This window comes from Methylobacterium sp. B1 (assembly GCF_000333255.1).
GTDB classification, from domain to species: Bacteria; Pseudomonadota; Alphaproteobacteria; order Rhizobiales; family Beijerinckiaceae; genus Methylobacterium; species Methylobacterium fujisawaense.
In genome coordinates this window covers 1-16873 of sequence record NZ_BACT01000254.1, presented here as the reverse complement: position 1 = coordinate 16873, position 16873 = coordinate 1, and the positions used below count along the sequence as shown (strand labels likewise).

General features: G+C 69.3%; 11 protein-coding genes and 2 pseudogenes. 6 read left to right on the top strand and 7 right to left on the bottom strand.

What is annotated here, in order from left to right:
• Positions 1-103 precede the first annotated feature (103 nt).
• Positions 104-1732 carry a cytochrome c oxidase subunit I gene (gene ctaD / locus I53_RS07305; protein ID WP_043348481.1) on the bottom strand — a complete coding sequence of 543 codons (1629 nt, stop codon included), beginning with the start codon at positions 1730-1732 and terminating at the stop codon, positions 104-106.
• Between the two features lie 50 nt (positions 1733-1782).
• Positions 1783-2622, bottom strand: a complete 840-nt coding sequence (gene coxB, locus I53_RS07300) for a cytochrome c oxidase subunit II (protein WP_043348479.1) — start codon at positions 2620-2622, stop codon at positions 1783-1785.
• Positions 2623-2922: 300 nt separating this feature from the next.
• Here coxB and fdhD point away from each other — a divergent pair, with 300 nt between their 5' ends.
• On the top strand, positions 2923-3765 hold the full coding sequence (gene fdhD / locus I53_RS07295) for a formate dehydrogenase accessory sulfurtransferase FdhD (protein ID WP_043348477.1): 843 nt from the start codon (positions 2923-2925) through the stop codon (positions 3763-3765).
• 51 nt (positions 3766-3816) lie between these two features.
• Here the strand turns inward: fdhD and I53_RS07290 are convergent, their stop codons facing one another.
• Positions 3817-4662, bottom strand: a complete 846-nt coding sequence (locus tag I53_RS07290) for a hypothetical protein (protein WP_043348475.1) — start codon at positions 4660-4662, stop codon at positions 3817-3819.
• Positions 4663-5200: 538 nt separating this feature from the next.
• Between I53_RS07290 and I53_RS07285 the strand changes: the two are divergent.
• Positions 5201-8014: pseudogene (locus I53_RS07285) on the top strand (glutamate synthase central domain-containing protein); the annotation flags it as partial.
• Here I53_RS07285 and I53_RS34955 read toward each other — a convergent pair.
• Positions 8010-8318 (bottom strand): annotated as a pseudogene (locus I53_RS34955) (8-amino-7-oxononanoate synthase); the annotation flags it as partial. The pseudogenes I53_RS07285 and I53_RS34955 sit on opposite strands and share 5 nt — an antisense overlap.
• Positions 8319-8409: 91 nt before the next feature.
• On the opposite strand from I53_RS34955, the gene I53_RS07280 reads away from it, so the two are divergent.
• The 3 genes from I53_RS07280 to I53_RS07270 all read left to right on the top strand — a co-directional run bounded on the left by I53_RS07280 (position 8410) and on the right by I53_RS07270 (position 10909).
• Complete coding sequence (locus I53_RS07280) at positions 8410-9675, top strand: adenosylmethionine--8-amino-7-oxononanoate transaminase (protein WP_043348472.1); 1266 nt, start codon at positions 8410-8412, stop codon at positions 9673-9675.
• A 134-nt stretch (positions 9676-9809) separates the two neighbouring features.
• Positions 9810-10199: a response regulator gene (locus tag I53_RS07275; RefSeq protein WP_020093672.1), complete on the top strand. Its 390-nt coding sequence runs from the start codon at positions 9810-9812 to the stop codon at positions 10197-10199.
• A gap of 134 nt (positions 10200-10333) precedes the next feature.
• On the top strand, positions 10334-10909 hold the full coding sequence (locus I53_RS07270) for a MarR family transcriptional regulator (RefSeq protein ID WP_043348469.1): 576 nt from the start codon (positions 10334-10336) through the stop codon (positions 10907-10909).
• A 10-nt stretch (positions 10910-10919) separates the two neighbouring features.
• Here the strand turns inward: I53_RS07270 and zigA are convergent, their stop codons facing one another.
• A complete protein-coding gene (gene zigA, locus I53_RS07265; RefSeq protein ID WP_043348467.1) occupies positions 10920-12143 on the bottom strand; it encodes a zinc metallochaperone GTPase ZigA in 1224 nt (407 codons plus the stop codon).
• A 223-nt stretch (positions 12144-12366) separates the two neighbouring features.
• On the opposite strand from zigA, the gene I53_RS07260 reads away from it, so the two are divergent.
• Positions 12367-14472, top strand: a complete 2106-nt coding sequence (locus tag I53_RS07260) for a TonB-dependent receptor domain-containing protein (protein ID WP_051044716.1) — start codon at positions 12367-12369, stop codon at positions 14470-14472.
• A gap of 162 nt (positions 14473-14634) precedes the next feature.
• On the opposite strand, the gene I53_RS07255 is transcribed toward I53_RS07260, so the two are convergent.
• Positions 14635-16092: a PepSY domain-containing protein gene (locus I53_RS07255; protein WP_051044715.1), complete on the bottom strand. Its 1458-nt coding sequence runs from the start codon at positions 16090-16092 to the stop codon at positions 14635-14637.
• On the bottom strand, positions 16086-16873 hold a 788-nt coding region (locus I53_RS07250; protein WP_043348465.1), incomplete at its 5' end, for a TonB-dependent receptor. The genes I53_RS07255 and I53_RS07250, both read right to left, overlap by 7 nt.

Sequence of the window (16873 nt, the reverse complement as noted above, 5' to 3'; positions counted from 1 at the left end):
GCCCGTGCGGATCGCCCTCAACGCTCGCCCTGCCGGGGAGGTCGNCCGACCGGCCTCCCGGGAAAGGGCGAGGGCCGCGANTGCGGCCCTCGCGAGGTCTCTATCAGTGCGCGCCCGGCTCGTCGACGATGCGGGGCAGCGTCTCGAACTGGTGGAAGGGCGGCGGGGAGGAGAGCGTCCACTCGAGGGTGGTGGCGCCTTCGCCCCACGGGTTGTCCGCGGCCCGCTCCTTGGAGCGGAACGCCAGGACCACGCCGATCACGAACACGAACATGCCGAGGCCGAAGATGTGGCCGCCGTAGGTCGACACCTTGTGCCACTGGGCGAAGGCATCCGGATAGTCGGCGTAGCGACGCGGCATGCCGGCGAGGCCGAGGAAGTGCATCGGGAAGAACAGGACGTTCGCGCCGATGAAGGCCAGCCAGAAGTGCAGCTTGCCGGCCCATTCGGGGATGATGTGGCCGGTCATCTTCGGGAACCAGTAGTAGACACCGGCGAAGATGATGAACACGGCACCCAGGGACAGCACGTAGTGGAAGTGCGCGACCACGTAGTAGGTGTCGTGCAGGTACTTATCGACCGCCGAGTTGGCGAGCACGACGCCGGTGACGCCGCCGACGGTGAACAGGAAGATGAAGCCCACCGCCCAGTGCATCGCGGCGGTGAAGCGGATGGAGCCGCCCCACATGGTGGCGATCCACGAGAAGATCTTCACGCCGGTCGGGACCGCGATCACCATGGTGGCGAACACGAAGTAGGACTGCGTCTGCAGCGACAGGCCGACCGTGTACATGTGGTGGGCCCACACGACGAAGCCGACGACGCCGATCGCCACCATGGCGTAGGCCATCGCGAGGTAGCCGAAGACGGGCTTGCGCGAGAACGTGGCGATGATGTGCGACACGATGCCGAAGGCCGGCAGGATCATGATGTACACTTCGGGGTGACCGAAGAACCAGAACAGGTGCTGGTACAGGATCGGGTCACCGCCGCCGGCCGGATCGAAGAAGGTCGTGCCGAAGTTGCGGTCCGTCAGCAGCATCGTGATGGCGCCCGCCAGCACCGGCAGCGAGAGCAGCAGCAGGAAGGCGGTGACCAGCTCGGCCCAGGCGAAGAGCGGCATCTTGTGCAGCGTCATGCCGGGGGCGCGCATGTTCAGGATGGTGGTGATGAAGTTGATCGCGCCGAGGATCGAGCCCGCGCCCGAGAGGTGCAGGGCGAAGATCGCGAAGTCGACGGCGGGGCCGGGGTGGCCTGCGGTCGAGAGCGGCGGGTAGACGGTCCAGCCGGTGCCGGCGCCGGACGCGCCGGGCGCGCCTTCGACGAACAGCGAGCAGAGCAGGGAGCAGAAGCCCGCCACCGTCAGCCAGAACGAGATGTTGTTCATGCGCGGGAACGCCATGTCGGGCGCGCCGATCATGAGGGGCACGAACCAGTTGCCGAAGCCACCGATCAGCGCCGGCATCACCATGAAGAACACCATGATGAGGCCGTGTCCCGTGACGAACACGTTGTAGGTCGCGGGGTTCGAGAAATATTGCAGGCCGGGCGCCTCCATCTCCATCCGGATGCCGAAGGAGAGGAACGCGCCGATCATGCCGGCGCAGAAGGCGAACAGCAGGTAGAGGGTGCCGATGTCCTTGTGGTTCGTCGACAGGAACCAGCGGGCGAAGAACGATGGCTTGTGGTCGTGGACCTCGTGGGCCCCGGCATGGGCTGCGGCTGTAGCCATGGATTCGAATGCCTTGTGAATCTGATGGGTTCGGTTCGGTCAGCCGGGGCTCAGCGGGCCTCGGCGAAGCTCGTGCCGTTGTCGATGCGGGCGTACTTGGTCTTCGCCTCCTTCAGCCATTCGGCATAGGCCTGCTCGCTGACCACGCGGACCACGATCGGCATGTAGGCATGGCGCTGGCCGCACAGCTCCGAGCACTGACCGTGGAAGGTGCCTTCCTTGTCGGCCTTGAACCACATCTGGTTCAGGCGGCCGGGAACGGCGTCGATCTTGAAGCCGAAGGCCGGCATGGCCCAGGAATGCAGCACGTCGGCAGCGGTGACCTGGATCTTCACGATCTTGTTGACCGGAACGACCATCTCGTTGTCGGTCTGGAGCAGGCGCGGCTGCTTGTCCTCGTCGATGTTGGCGTCGAATGTGAAGCCGCCGCCGGCCTCGGTCTGCGGGTACTCGTAGGACCAGTACCACGCGTGGCCGATGACCTTGACGATCATGTCGGCCTTCGGATCCGAGAGCTGCGTGCGCAGCAGGCGGAAGGACGGGATCGCGACGGCGACCAGGATCAGCACCGGCACGATCGTCCAGGCGATCTCGATGGCGGTGTTGTGCGTGGTGCGCGACGGCGTCGGGTTCCGCTTCTCGCTGAAGCGGTAGATGCACCAGAGGATCAGCCCCAGGACGAAGACGGAAATCCCGAGGGACAGCCAGTGCAGGCCGATTTCGAAGTTCAGGATGTCGCGCGCGTTGTCGGTGACCGGAATCTGCCGGTCCATCTCCCACGGCACGGGCTGACCGAAGCCCGCAGCCTGCGCGCCTGATATCGGGAAGAGCAGGGCGCCGAGAGCGGCGAGGCTCCAGAGTGACCGGTTGATCGTCCGCACCGTCCGCATCTGCCTCTCGTGGCTCCCTTGAACTATCTGGCTGCCGCCGAACCGTCCCGTCTTGACTGCGTGCGGGATTGTACCGACGTGACGGAGTACCGGTTGTGTCACCCGGCATTATCCGACCGGGGCTTCAGACCACAAGGGCCGGCGAGGTGCAACCGCACAAGCGTCGCATCGCGCGCTTTCCAGCCAGTTGGCGGTGTCTCGTGGCGTCGGCGCACTAGGGAACGGCTAAATCATTCACGGTCGCATGGCGCGGGGGATGAGCCATCGCCGGCCGTTCGTATCACCCCATCGGAGTTCGAGATGTCGACGGAAACCGGAAGCCGAACGTCCGGTCTGCCGCCCTGCGCGGTGCCGGTGTCCATGCAGGTGATGGCCTATCACGGTTCGGCGCCGAAGCCGGACACGCGGGCGCTCGCAGCGGAGGCGCCGGTCAACCTCGTCTACGGCAGCGTGCCGCACGCGGTGATGATGGCGACGCCCGCCGATCTGGAGGATTTCGCCTACGGGTTCAGCCTCACGGAAGGGATCGTGGACAGCGTGGACGAGATCCGCGCGACCCGGGTCGAGATGGCCGAGGACGGCCTGCGCCTTCACGTCGATCTGGCGCCAGGTCGGCTTCGCGAGCACTTGGCGCGCAAGCGCGCCATCAGCGGCCGGACCGGTTGCGGCGTCTGTGGCATCGAGGATCTGGCGCAACTGCCGCGGGCCGGGGGGCGGGCCGCGTCCGAAGTCCGGATCGCTCTACCGGCCATCGCCCGCGCGCTCTCCGAGCTGGATCGGGCGCAGGTGCTCGGCGCGCAGACGCGCGCCGTTCACGCGGCGGCCTGGGCTCGCCGCGACGGCAGCCTCGCGGCGGTCCGTGAGGATGTCGGCCGCCACAACGCCCTCGACAAGCTGATCGGCGCCCTGATGCGGGCGGGCACGCCCGCGGACGAGGGCTTTCTCGTCATCACCAGCCGCTGCTCGTTCGAGATGGTTGAAAAGGCCGCACGGCTCGGCGCGGCTGTGATCGTCGCCATCTCGGCACCGACGTCGCTGGCCCTCGAACGTGCCCGATCCTATGGCCTGACGCTCTGCGCCATCGCGCGGGCCGATACCGTCACGGTCTTCACGGGCGCAGAGAGGCTGACCGCCGGCGGCTGACCACCGGCGGCTGACCATCGGCGGGTGACGCCGAGGCCAGAGCCTGCGCGCCTATTCGGACGGGCCCGGGACGATGGTGGCGCCGCCGATCACCCGCACCGGCTTCTTGTCCGAAGGCGGGTCCTTCCAGTCCTTCGCGGCCGGCTTGGCCGCGTCCGCGACGGGGGCTCCGGCCGGCTTCGAGGGTGCTGCCGCAGGCGTCGTCGGGGCCGGCGAGGGGGATTTCTCGATCGATGCCGCCTTGGTCTCGGGCGCCGAGGGCGGATTCGGATCGCTCTTGGCCGTGTCGGCGGGAGCGATCTTGGGGGGCGGCGCCTCGGGTGAGGTGCGGTGCTGCGTCTTCAGCTCCGGCGTGCGCGCGGGCGTCGCCCGTGCGACCTTTCTGGACGGAGCGCTGCGGACGACGCCGTCGGGGTTGAGCCCGTCGGGATTGACGTCCGGTCGGAAGGCTTCGCCACCCGGTCGGCGCTGCGGTCGCGCCATCGGGTCCTCGGCGGGCGGGGCCGGGCGGATCGCGCGACGGGGGAGGGCCTCGTCCTCGGTCCAGCCGAATCCGGGTGTGGGCCGCTCAAGCCGCGCGTAGGTTTCCGGCGCGCCCGTCCGCTGGCGGCCCACGATCGCCCCTGTCATCGGATCGACGAAGAGCCGCACCGGCACGCCGGCGGGGCCGACGGCCTCGACGACGTAGACCCGTCCGTCGAAGCGCGGGCGGCTGAGGCCGCTGAAGCCGCGGTCTGCGAGGCGCCAAGCCACGACGCGCGGGGGGAGCACTTCATCCTCGAATGCGAATTGCGCGTGGGCGCCGCTGGATGCACCCAGGCAGGTCGCGGCCGATAGGACGACCGCGCCCAGCGTCAGGATCGTCGGTCGTCGGAGGCGTGCAACTCTGCTCTTCATCGTCACTCTTGTGCGTTCTCGGTTTGGAGACCCGGCAGAGTGTCCGGTTCCGGCATGGTCCGGGCCGGTGGACCCGGACCTCGACCATGCCGGCGAGGTCGTTGCCCCGCATGCCGCTTGTGCTCGGCCTGCCCGGTAGAACCCGCGATTCGGGCGAGATTGCGGAGGCCGGGAGCCGGGTCCGCCCGCTCATCCAGAGCGGCGACGCCGCAGCCGCCAGCAGTCTCTTGCTGAAAACATTTCAATCTGGCAGTTTTGCGACTTAGGACAGCACAACTGTCCCATCGGCCGTGCACCCCGGCCGTCGCCGTCTCGCGCGCGGGCGAGTTTTTCGGCTGACGGATACGGGCGCGCCAGCGCACCGCTCCCTGAGCGGTCTGGGTCCTCGATGAACGCAAGCCGACGGACGTGTCCACCCGGACCGGCCGGATGGCCTGCGGCAAGAGGCCGAAGCGCCGGGCGCCGACGGCTTGCGGGCATGAAACATGCTCGCGGGTTCTTGGCTGCGGACGGGTTCGAGGGAAGGACGAGACGAAGCATGTCACAACGCAGGGCTGCCGAAGAGTTTGCTGCGTCCACGGCCCAGGCTGCCGCCCCGCGCGGCGGCGCGATGCCGCTCATCGTGCGCGATCCCGCCCTTCCGAAAGCCCAGGGTTCCTACGATCCCGCGAACGAGCGCGATGCCTGCGGCGTCGGCTTCATCGCCGACATGCACGACCGCCGGACCCACGCGATCGTCGCGCAGGGTCTGAAGATCCTGGAGAACCTCGACCATCGCGGTGCGGTGGGCGCCGATCCCAAGATGGGCGACGGCTGCGGCATCCTCACGCAGATTCCGCACGGCTTCTTCGCCGAAGAATGCTCGCGGCTCGGATTCGAGCTGCCGCCGGCGGGTTCGTACGCGATCGGCCAGTTCTTCATGCCGAAGGCGGACGAGCCGCGGGCGATCATTCAGGAGATCGTCGAATCGGCGCTCGCCGCCGAGGGCCTGCCGCTGCTCGGCTGGCGCGACGTGCCGGTCGATCCGGAGGATCTCGGAGAGGCCGTGAAGGCGACCGAGCCGCATCACCGTCAGGTCTTCATCGGCCGGCCGGCCTCGGTCACCGACCAGGACGCGTTCGAGCGCCGGGTCTATGTCGCCCGCAAGGTGATCTCCAACAAGGTCTACGCCCTCGAAGACCCGCGGGTGAAGGAGTTCTACCCGGTCTCGGTGTCGTCCCGGACCATCGTCTACAAGGGCATGGTGCTGGTCACGCAGCTCGGCGGCTACTTCCTCGACCTGAAGGACAAGCGCTTCGTCTCGGCGATCGCCCTCGTCCACCAGCGTTTCGCCACCAATACGTTCCCGACCTGGCGGCTGTCGCACCCGTACCGGATGGTCGCCCATAACGGCGAGATCAACACGCTGCGGGGCAACGTCAACTGGATGGCCGCCCGTCAGGCGAGCGTCGATTCCGACCTGTTCGGCAACGACATCTCGAAGCTGTGGCCGATCTCGTACGAAGGGCAGTCGGATACCGCCTGCTTCGACAACGCCCTCGAGTTCCTCGTGCAGGGCGGATACCCGCTCGCCCACGCGATGATGATGCTCATCCCGGAGGCCTGGGCCGGCAACCCGCTGATGACCGAGGAGCGGCGCGCCTTCTACGAGTATCACGCCGCGCTGATGGAGCCGTGGGACGGCCCCGCCGCCGTGGCCTTCACGGACGGCCGCCAGATCGGCGCGACCCTCGACCGGAATGGTCTGCGCCCGGCCCGCTACATCGTCACCGATGACGGCCTCGTGGTGCTCGCCTCCGAGATGGGTACCCTGCCGATCCCGGACGAGAAGATCGTGCAATCCTGGCGCCTCCAGCCGGGCCGGATGCTGCTGATCGACCTGCAGAAGGGTCGCATCGTCTCGGACGAGGAGATCAAGGGCGAGCTCGCCGCCGCGCACCCCTATGCCGATTGGGTCAAGAACACCCAGATCGTCCTGGAGGATCTGCGCCCGGTGCAGCCGCGCGAGTCGCGCGGCGACGTCAGCCTGCTCGATCGTCAGCAGGCCTTCGGCTACACCCAGGAAGACCTCAAGCTGCTGATGCAGCCCATGGCCGTCACCGGCCAGGAGGCGGTCGGCTCGATGGGCACGGATACGCCCCTCTCGGCGCTCTCCGAGAAGTCGAAGCTGCTCTACACCTACTTCAAGCAGAACTTCGCGCAGGTCACGAACCCGCCGATCGACCCGATCCGCGAGGAGGCCGTGATGAGCCTCGTGTCGTTCATCGGGCCGCGGCCGAACCTGCTCGACATGGAAGGCGCCTCCCGGCGCAAGCGCCTGGAGGTCCGCCAGCCGATCCTGACGAACGGTGACCTGGAGAAGATCCGCTCGATCGGCCATTTCGAGGACCGGTTCGACACCAAGACGCTCGACATGACCTACCCGGCCGAGTCGGGCGCGCAGGCCATGGACGGGGCGCTGGACCGCCTCTGCGACCGGGCCGAGGCTGCGGTGCGCGGCGGCTACAACATCATCGTTCTCACCGACCGGGCGGTCGGGCCGGACCGGATCCCGATTCCGGCGCTTCTCGCCACGGCCTCCGTCCACAATTACCTGATCCGCAAGGGGCTGCGGACCTCGGTCGGCCTCGTGGTCGAATCGGGCGAGCCGCGCGAAGTGCATCACTTCGCCTGCCTGGCGGGCTACGGCGCCGAGGCGATCAACCCGTATCTCGCCTTCGAGACGCTGCTCGAGATGAAGGATGAGTTCCCCCCGGATCTCACCGACGACGAGATCATCTACCGTTACATCAAAGCGATCGATAAGGGCCTGCTGAAGGTGATGTCCAAGATGGGCATCTCGACCTACCAGTCCTATTGCGGCGCCCAGATCTTCGACGCGGTCGGCCTGAACTCGACCTTCGTGGGCCGCGACTTCTTCGGCACGGCGACGACCATCGAGGGCGTCGGCATGGCCGAGATCGCCGAGGAGACGGTGCGCCGTCACCGCGACGCCTTCGGGGACGCGCCGGTCTACCGGAACGCCCTCGATGTCGGCGGCGAGTACGCCTACCGCCTGCGCGGCGAGACCCACACCTGGACGCCGGACACGGTGGCCACGCTGCAGCACGCGGTGCGCCTCAACGTGCCCGAGCGCTACCGGGAATATGCCGATCTTGTGAACCGCCAGGAGCACCAGCTCAAGACGCTGCGCGGCCTGTTCCGGATCAAGTCGGCCCCGGAGATCGGCCGTCAGCCGGTCCCTCTGGAGTCGGTCGAGCCGGCCTCCGAGATCGTCAAGCGCTTCGCCACCGGCGCTATGTCGTACGGCTCCATCTCCAAGGAGGCGCACGAGACGCTCGCCATCGCGCTGCCTCCGTGCCCTTGTGGCGCGCGAGGCCGTCCTCCAGCGCGCCGAGATACGGATGGTCGCCGGTCACGAGCCGCGACCCGCCCGACCCCGCACCGTGGCTCGCGACGGCCGCCTGAGCCGCCGCGATCACCCGCGGGTGATGCGAGAGGCCGAGGTAATCGTTGCAGGAAAAGGAGACGAGCGTCCGGCCCCGTCGTGCCGCCGCGGCGCCGGAGCCGCGCTCCGTCGGCACCAGCGTGCGGCGCAGGCGACCGGCCTCGAGGGCTTCGAGTTTCCCGGTGGCGAAGGCGTCGAGGCTGTCCATGGGGATGGGGATGGGCGATGCCGCGGCGGCAAAGTCAAGCGGCGGGTGCCGGACTCTTGACCCCCGTCCGAGGGGCTTCCATGCCGGACGCATGACCCTCGAAACGCCCGCAGGCCATCTCTGGCGGCCCTACACGCAGATGCGCCTCGCCCCGCCGCCGCTGGAGGCGGTCGCGACGCATGGCACCCGCATCCGCCTCGCCGACGGCCGCGAACTCGTGGACGGCATCGCCTCCTGGTGGACCGCGGTGCACGGCTACAATCACCCGCACATAGCGGGCGCTGTCGCCGACCAGCTCGCGCGCATGCCCCACGTGATGTTCGGCGGCCTCACCCATGCGCCGGCGGAGACGCTGGCGCGCCGGCTCGCCGCCCTGCTGCCGGGCGATCTCGACCACGTCTTCCTGAGCGATTCGGGCTCGGTCGCCGTGGAGGTCGCGCTCAAGATGGCGGCGCAGATGTGGATCAACCGCGGGGTGGGCGGCCGGACGAAGGTCCTGGCGTTCCGGGGCGGCTATCACGGCGACACGATGGGGGCGATGTCGGTTTGCGACCCCGAGGAGGGCATGCATCGCCGCTTCGGTGCCTACCTGCCGAGCCAGATCTTCTGCGACCTGCCGCGAAGCGCGGCCGAGACCGCGGCGCTCGACGCGGCCCTCGCGTCTCATCGCGACACCCTGGCGGCGGTGATCGTCGAGCCGCTGGTCCAGGGTGCGGGCGGGATGCGGACGCACCCGCCTGAGGTGCTCGCGGCGATCGCCGGGCTGGCGCGCCGGCACGGACTGCCGCTCATCGCCGACGAGATCTTCACCGGCTTCGGGCGCACCGGCAGCCTGTTCGCCTGCGAGCAGGCGGGAATCGTGCCCGACATCGTCTGCCTGTCGAAGGCCCTTACGGGCGGAACGATGGCGCTCGCCGCCACGGTCGCCCGCACGGAGGTGTTCGCGGCGTTCTGGTCCGAAGACCCCGCGGCCGCGCTGATGCACGGCCCGACCTTCATGGCCAATCCCCTGGCCTGCGCAGCGGCCAATGCCAGCCTCGATCTGTTCGAGGCGGAGCCACGGCTGATCCAGGCCCGCGCCATCGCGGCCCGTCTTGCCGAGGGGCTGGAACCCCTGCGGCGGGTGCGGGGCGTGGCGGATGTCCGGGTACTCGGTGCCATCGGAGCGGTGCAGTTCGCCCGTGCGCCCGACTTGGCCGTCCTCAAGGCGCGATTGCTCGCCCGCGGCGTCTGGGTCCGGCCGTTCGGCGACATCGTCTATCTCACCCCCGCCCTCACGATCGATGCAGCGGATCTCGACCGGCTGATCGAGGCGGTCGCCGCCGTGGTGACCGAGCTGGCGCCCGGATCGGCATGACGACCGGGCGTTCCACATTCCCGTGATCCGTCTCCGCGGGCGCCTGCAACCCGTGACCGTTTCTGCCGTTGGGCCTACGGCTGGAGATGCGTGCGGCGGCCCGCGCGGCCGGACGCTGCCAAAGGGAGTACACAGTGGCGAGCGAGCAGACGGGTTCGAGCGGCGATCGGCCGGTAATCCTCCTCGTCGAGGACGAGGCGCTGACGATCATGGACCTCGGGGACGTGCTGGAGGAAGGCGGCTACGACACCGTTCAGTGCGCCTCGGCCGAGCGCGCGCTGAGCATCCTGCAGGCGCGCCCGGACATCTGCGGCCTGGTCACGGACGTGCAGCTGTCGGGAAAGACCGACGGGTTCGATCTGGCGAGTTCCGTGGCCGAGGCGCGGCCGCAACTGCCGATCCTGATCGTCTCCGGGCGCGCGGCCCCGGATCCGGCCCGCATGCCCGAGCATGCCGAGTTCATCGCCCGGCCCTGCACCGGCGAGGATATCCTGGACCGTCTTCAGCGCCTCATGCACTGCTGATCCGACCTTCACGTCGGCCCCGTCATCGCACCGTCACCGGCCAGCGCCACACGGACCGGAGCGGCCGCGTGACGGGGGTGGACGGTGCAGTTTCAGGATCGTCCGGCGGCCGCCGGCATTATTCGGGCGCTCCGGTGGGCGACAAGCAGAAGCGCGATCATCAGGACGAAGCTGCGGCCGTGCTCGGCCACACGTCCAAGAAGATGCGGCCGCCCGGCGTCCGCAGCGTCGGTTGGGCGCTGGTGCAGGCGGCGCGCCTGCACCGCGCCCGCACCGGCGACCGGCTGGCCAAGCTGGGGCTTTTCGCCGGCCAGGAGCAGGTGGTGCAGGCGTTGGCTGCGGCCGGCACCATGACCATGGGTGATCTCGCGGCGCTGCTGCGGGTGCGGCCGCCCACCGCGTCCAAGACCGTGACGCGGCTCGCGGCCCTCGGCATCGTCGAGCGCCGGGCCGAGTCGGGCGATGGCCGCGTGGTCCGGGTTCAGCTCACGGAAGCCGGCATGGCCAAGGCCGAGGCGATCGAGCGGATCCAGGAAGAGGTCGAGGCCGAGTTGCTCGACCACCTCGACAAGACCGACCGCCGACGCCTGCGCAAGCTCCTGCGCAAGGCCGCCCGCGGCCTCGCCGAGGCAGCCGGTGCCTCCGGTCAGGTGACGGAGACCGATGCCGAGATTGAGGCCGAGGACGAGACGGAGGGCCTGCCGGCCTGACCGGCGGGGCTCAGGCCGCGGCCCGGCGCCAGGCCGGGAACGGATCCGGCAGTTCTCGGTAGGGCGCGGGATCGAAAGGTGCGCGATCCGGGCCGGTGTCCACGAGGCAGGCATCGAGCGCGGCGATGAGCGCGGCGCGGTCCATCCCGGATCCGATGAAGACCAGTTCCTGGCGCCGGTCGCCCCAGACCTCGCTCCAGACCGTATGCAGGCGCTCCCGGAACTCGGGCGCCTCCGGCCAGCGCCGCCGCGGCACCGCCGACCACCAGAACCCCATCGCGGAGACCCTGGCCACGGCCCCCGCCAGGGAGAACTCGCCGACCCAATCCGGCCGCGTCGCCAGCCAGAAATGGCCCTTCGCCCGGATCAGGCCCGGCCAGGTGGCGTTGACGAAGGCGTTGAAGCGCTCGGGGTCGAAGGGGCGCCGGGCCCGGTAGACGAAGGAGGCGATGCCGTATTCCTCGGTCTCCGGCACGTGCGCGTGGGCGCCGTAGAGTTCCTTGAACCAGAGCGGGTGCTGCTGCGCCTTCTCCTCGTCGAACAGGCCGGTGTCGAGAATGTCCGCGAGCGGCGCACGTCCGTGATCGGTCTCGAGGATGCGGGCGTCGGCGTTCAGGCCGCGCACCACCGAGCGGACCAGCGCGAGATGCTCGGGTGAGACATCGTGCGCCTTGTTGATCACCACCACGTCGGCGAACTCGATCTGCTCCACGAGCAGGTCCACGAGCGTGCGCGTATCCTCGGCGCCCGCGGTCTCGCCGCGCTCACGCAGGAACGCGGCCGAGCCGTAATCCTTCAGCAGGTTCACCGCGTCGACCACGGTCACCATCGTGTCGAGCCGGGCCAGATCCGACAGGGAGCGGCCCGCCTCGTCCCGGAACGAGAAGGTCGACGCGATCGGCAGCGGTTCGGCGATGCCGGTGCCCTCGATCAGCAGGTAATCGAACCGCCCGGTCTCCGACAGGCGGCGGACCTCGGCGAGCAGATCGTCGCGCAGGGTGCAGCAGATGCAGCCGTTGGTCATCTCGACGAGGGTCTCGTCCGTCCGGGACAGGTCGGCTCCGCCCGCGCGGACGAGGTCGGCATCGATGTTGACCTCGCTCATGTCGTTCACGATCACCGCCACCCGGCGGCCGTCGCGGTTGTTCAGAACATGATTGAGCAGCGTCGTTTTGCCGGCTCCGAGAAAGCCGGACAGGACGGTGACGGGCAGGCGGCGATCGGGCTGTGTCATGCCGCAATCAAAATGTTATAACATTTCAAAGTCAAGGCGGTGAAACGCTCCGCAGCGGCGGGACCCGGCGAAGCTGTTGCAACGATGTAACGTTTCTCAAGCGTGTCGGGATGGCGCGGGATTACACCTTGCACCGGACCCGAGGTCCGCGACACTGAAACAGTATAACACTATGTGAGTCTCCATGTCCCGCCTGCGTCGCCTCCGCTTCCTTGCCGGCACAATGCTGTCCTCGACCGTGTGCACCGGCATGCTGGCTCCGTCGGTTGCCCGGGCCCAGCAGGCCGTCACCCTCGACGAGATCAGCGTCACCAGTCCGAGCCCGATCCAGGCCCCGCGCACCGCGCCGATCGCCGACGCGGCGGTCCCGATCGGCGTTCTGCCGGTGGCGACCAACACCTTCTCCCCCGTCACCGTGGTCACCCAGGAGCAGATCGCGCGCGATCAGCCCCGGACCCTGGGCGACGCCCTGTTCGACAGGCCTGGCATCTCCGGCACGTCCTACGCGCCGGGCGCGGCCTCACGGCCGATCATCCGCGGTCTCGACAACGCCCGGGTGCGCATCCAGGAGAACGGCATCGTCAACGGCGGCGTGTCCGACCTCGGCGAGGACCACGCCGTGCCGGTCAATCCGCTGGTGGCCGACCGGATCGAGGTGATCCGCGGCCCCGCGACCCTGCGCTACGGCTCCGGCGCCATCGGCGGCGTGGTCTCGGCGGACAACAACCGGGTGCCAACCTTCATTCCGGCGAACGGGGTGCAGGGGCAGGTGACCACCGGCTTCTCCAGCGTGGACAACGGCCGGCTCGGGGCCGCCACGGTGGATGCCGGCGGCGATGGCATCGCGGTCCACGCCGACGGCTTCAAGACGGCCAACGACAGCTACGCGATCCCCGGCGGGATCCAACGCAACTCCTACAACGAGTCGCAGGGCGGCGCGGTCGGCATCTCGGCGATCGGCGACCGCGGCTTCGTCGGCATCTCCTTCAGCCACTACGACGCCATCTATGCGATCCCCGGCGGCGTGGCGGAGCAGGACCGGACCCGGCTGACCCCGAACCAGGATCGGGTGCTGTCGCGGGGCGAGTACCGGCCCCTCGACGGCCCCTTCGAGGTGATCCGCTACTGGGCGGGCTACTCGGTCTATCGCCACAACGAGGTCGGCATCGGCGATGACGGGATCGAGGGCGTCCAGGCGATCTTCAAGAACCGGGAGGCCGAAGGGCGCCTGGAACTCCAGCACGTCCCGGTCTTCACGGATCTCGGCAAGCTCACCGGCGCGCTCGGCTTCCAGTCGGACCGGCGTGTGATCAACACGCAGCTCGAATCGTTCCTGCCCAAGACCGAGTCCCGTGCCAACGCGGTCTACCTGTTCGAGGAGCTGGAGCTGCGTCCGGGCACGCGTCTGCAGGCGGCCGGGCGCTACGAGGTCGATCGGCTGTCGAGTACGGCCGCGCAGTTCCCCAGCGATTACGTGCCCGTCGACGGGCAGGAGCCGTTCCAGTACGCCCGGACCCGCCGCTTCGCGCCGAAGAGCGCCAGTATCGGCGCCCTGCAGGATCTGCCCTACGGCTTCGTGGCGAGCCTCACCGGCTCCTATGTCGAGCGCGGACCCACCGGTTACGAGCTGTTCTCGCAGGGGCCCCACGACGCCACCGCGACCTTCGAGATCGGCAACCCGAACCTCAAGAAGGAGCGCGCCCGGACCGTCGAGGCCAGCATCCGGCGGGCCGAGGGACCCTTCCGCCTCGACGCCACCGGCTACTTCACGCGCTATACCGGCTTCATCTACCGCAACTACACGGGGCTGACCTGCGACGACGACTTCGCCTCCTGCGGTGTCGGCACCGACAACCGGCAGATCGTCTATCAGCAGCAGAACGCGACCTTCTACGGCGCCGAGATCATCGGCCAGTACGACCTCCTGCCGGTGGGCAACGGCTTCGCCGGCATCGAGGGGCAGTTCGATTTCGTCCGCGCCCAGTTCGACAACGGCACCAACGTGCCGCGCATCCCACCCTACCGGCTCGGCGGCGGCGTCTACCTGCGGGCCGACGGATGGTTCGCGCGGGTGAACCTCATCCACGCCTTCAGCCACGACGCCACGGCGGTCTACGAGACGCCCACGCCCGGCTACGACGACCTGCGGGCCGAGCTGAGCTACACCAAGGCGGTCGATCCCGCGGTCTACGGGGCGAGCGCGATCACCCTCGGCGTCCAGGGCCGCAACCTCCTGAACGACGACATCCGCAACTCGACCTCGTTCAAGAAGGACGAGATCCTGCTGCCGGGGCGGAACGTGCGGCTGTTCCTGACGGCGCGGTTCTGAACGCTGCGGCCGCCGCGGCGCCGTCCTTGCGCGAGCGGCGAAGCCATTCAGGGCTGCGCCGGACGTCGCGTTGTCGGCGGGCACCGGGTCACTGCGCTTTCGGCGTGACGACCAACCGAGCGTGATCGGCCGCGTCGAGCACCGGGAGCCTCGGCCGGCCTCCTAGGCCGACAGAACGCGGCGCAGGCGGCGCCAGCCCGCGACCAGACCGGTGACCGCGATCCCCGCCGCCAGGAGGTTCAGGACCCATTGGGCGGCATCGTGGAGCGAGCGGTTGCCGCTGAGCCCCGGCAGATCGAGGCGGTGCGCGGCGTCGAACAGCCAGCGGTTGATGCGGCCGGAGCGATCCAGGCGCTGGAGGATGGTCCCGTCCCGGGGATCGACGTGGAGCCACGTGGCGTCCGGATCAGCGAAGCGCAGGCGCAGCACCGGAAGCGGCCGTGGGTCGATTCCGTGCGGATACCAGTACAGGTCGTAGGCGGTCAGGGTCTCTGCCGTCCGTAATCCGCCGAGCAGGGCCGGACCGGCGGCCCGCGCGAGCGCGGCGGCATCGAGGAGCGTGCCGTCATCCGCCCTGCGGCTCCGGGCTCCCGCCGGTGTGTCGGCGACGATCCACCAGGACCCGCCGATGGCGGCGAAGCGCAGCGCGCGGGTTCCGGCCTCTGCGAAGCCCCGCAGGGCTCCGGCGTCGAGGCCGAGGGGGGCGGGCTGTCCGGCATAGGCGGCGCGGATCTCGGCGGGCGCAGCGTTCGACGAGAACCAGCGGTTCGGGTTCATCGAGATCCAGCCGCTGAGGATGAAGGTGCTGAGTCCGATTCCGCCCGCGAGGCCGAACAGGTGGTGCCAGCGTGCGAGACCGCGATAGGGCGTGACGGCCCCGCCCGCGTAGCGGCGGCGGAGGCGCAGGCGCCAGATCCCGATCGCGAGGCCGCTCAGCGCCCCGAGGGCGGCGAAGCCGGACAGCCACAGCAGGACCGTCCGCCACAGATCGGCCCGGGCGCGCAGCGGCGTCAGGTAGATCCAATGCGCCACGGCGCCGGCCCAGTTCCAGCCACGCTCGAAGCGGGTCGTGTCGAGGGCGACCTCGCCGGTGACCTGAGACACGTAGAGCTCGGTCCCGGCCGCATCGTCGAGGACGACCTTCAGGAACGGCCGGAGCGGATCGTACCGGGCCGTGACGGTCCACTGGTCCCGCTCGACCGGATCGACATGTGCGCCCGGAATCCCCTCGGCCGCGAGACGCAACGCATCCTCGGGCGTCAGCGGGCCGAGCCGCTCCCCGGTCCGCGCCGAGACCGTGGCCCGGCGCCCGTCGCGGTCGGCGATCCGGTAGACCGGTTCCGCACCGCGCATCTCCAGGGCGAAGGCCGCCGGCACGCCGGCAAGACCGCCGGCCCGCAGCGCGTCGTCGGGCGCCACCGCGACGCGCTCCCAGGCGATCGGTGCGAGTCGGTCCAGGCGCTCGGCCCCGGTGAGCGCCGGGAACGGCACGTAGAGCATCACCAGTCCGGAGCCGATCCACAGGGCGAAGAACAGCCCCGCGGCGATCCCGGCCCAGCGGTGGAACAGCAGCAGCCAGCGCCGCCCCGCCTTGCCGAGCCGCCGCGGCAGGCTCACCACGTCACCGTGTAGGCGACCTCGACCGAGCGCGGCCGCCCGAGCAGCCAGTTGGTCCCGACCCCGTTCACGGCATTGCCGCTGATCGCGTAGACCTTGTCGAACAGGTTGTAGACCCGCACGGACAGGCGCGACTCCGCCGTGACCTGATGGTCGAGGACCACGTTGACGAGGTTGTAGGCCGGGCGCCGCGCCGTATTGCCGAAGTCGCTGTAGACCTGCCCCACGTTCTGAAGCCCGACCCGCGCGGTCCAGTCGCGGTAGACGTCCCAGGTCAGCCAGAGGTTGGCCACCCGCTCCGGCACGTCGATGGGCTGGTTGCCGGCGTACGAGACCGTGGCGCCGTTCACCGTCTGGTCGAACCGGTCGTACTGCGCGTGCAGCAGCGCGAGGTTGCCGTCCAGTCGCCAGCCCGGAGCAAAGCGCCAGCCCAAGGCCAGCTCGAATCCCTGCGAGGACTGGCTCCCCACCTGCGTGGACAGCGTCGGCTGGCCGGGGATTGCCGAGATCAGGTTGTCCTTGACGATCCGGTAGCCCGCGATGGTCCATTCCACGGCACCGTCGAAGGCAAGACCCTTGGCGCCGATCTCGACTTGATCGCCTGTGGCGAGCTTGAAGCCCGCCAGCGACTGGTTCAGCGTGATCAGGCTGTTCACCGGGTCGGTGGCGAAGCTGTACTGGGCGTAGAGCGCGCTGTCCGGCGTCGGGTTGTAGACGAGGCCGAACCGGTAGCCCAGCGCCCGGTAGGTCTTCTCGAACCGCGATCCCGTCTGCAGGTCCTCCC

Excerpts from the sequence above, each read along its gene's own strand:
- ctaD (WP_043348481.1), bottom strand. The coding sequence starts at position 1,732 with ATGGCTACAGCCGCAGCCCATGCCGGGGCCCACGAGGTCCACGACCAC.
- coxB (WP_043348479.1), bottom strand. The coding sequence starts at position 2,622 with ATGCGGACGGTGCGGACGATCAACCGGTCACTCTGGAGCCTCGCCGCT.
- fdhD (WP_043348477.1), top strand. The coding sequence starts at position 2,923 with ATGTCGACGGAAACCGGAAGCCGAACGTCCGGTCTGCCGCCCTGCGCG.
- I53_RS07290 (WP_043348475.1), bottom strand. The coding sequence starts at position 4,662 with ATGAAGAGCAGAGTTGCACGCCTCCGACGACCGACGATCCTGACGCTG.
- I53_RS07280 (WP_043348472.1), top strand. The coding sequence starts at position 8,410 with ATGACCCTCGAAACGCCCGCAGGCCATCTCTGGCGGCCCTACACGCAG.
- zigA (WP_043348467.1), bottom strand. The coding sequence starts at position 12,143 with ATGACACAGCCCGATCGCCGCCTGCCCGTCACCGTCCTGTCCGGCTTT.
- I53_RS07260 (WP_051044716.1), top strand. The coding sequence starts at position 12,367 with ATGCTGTCCTCGACCGTGTGCACCGGCATGCTGGCTCCGTCGGTTGCC.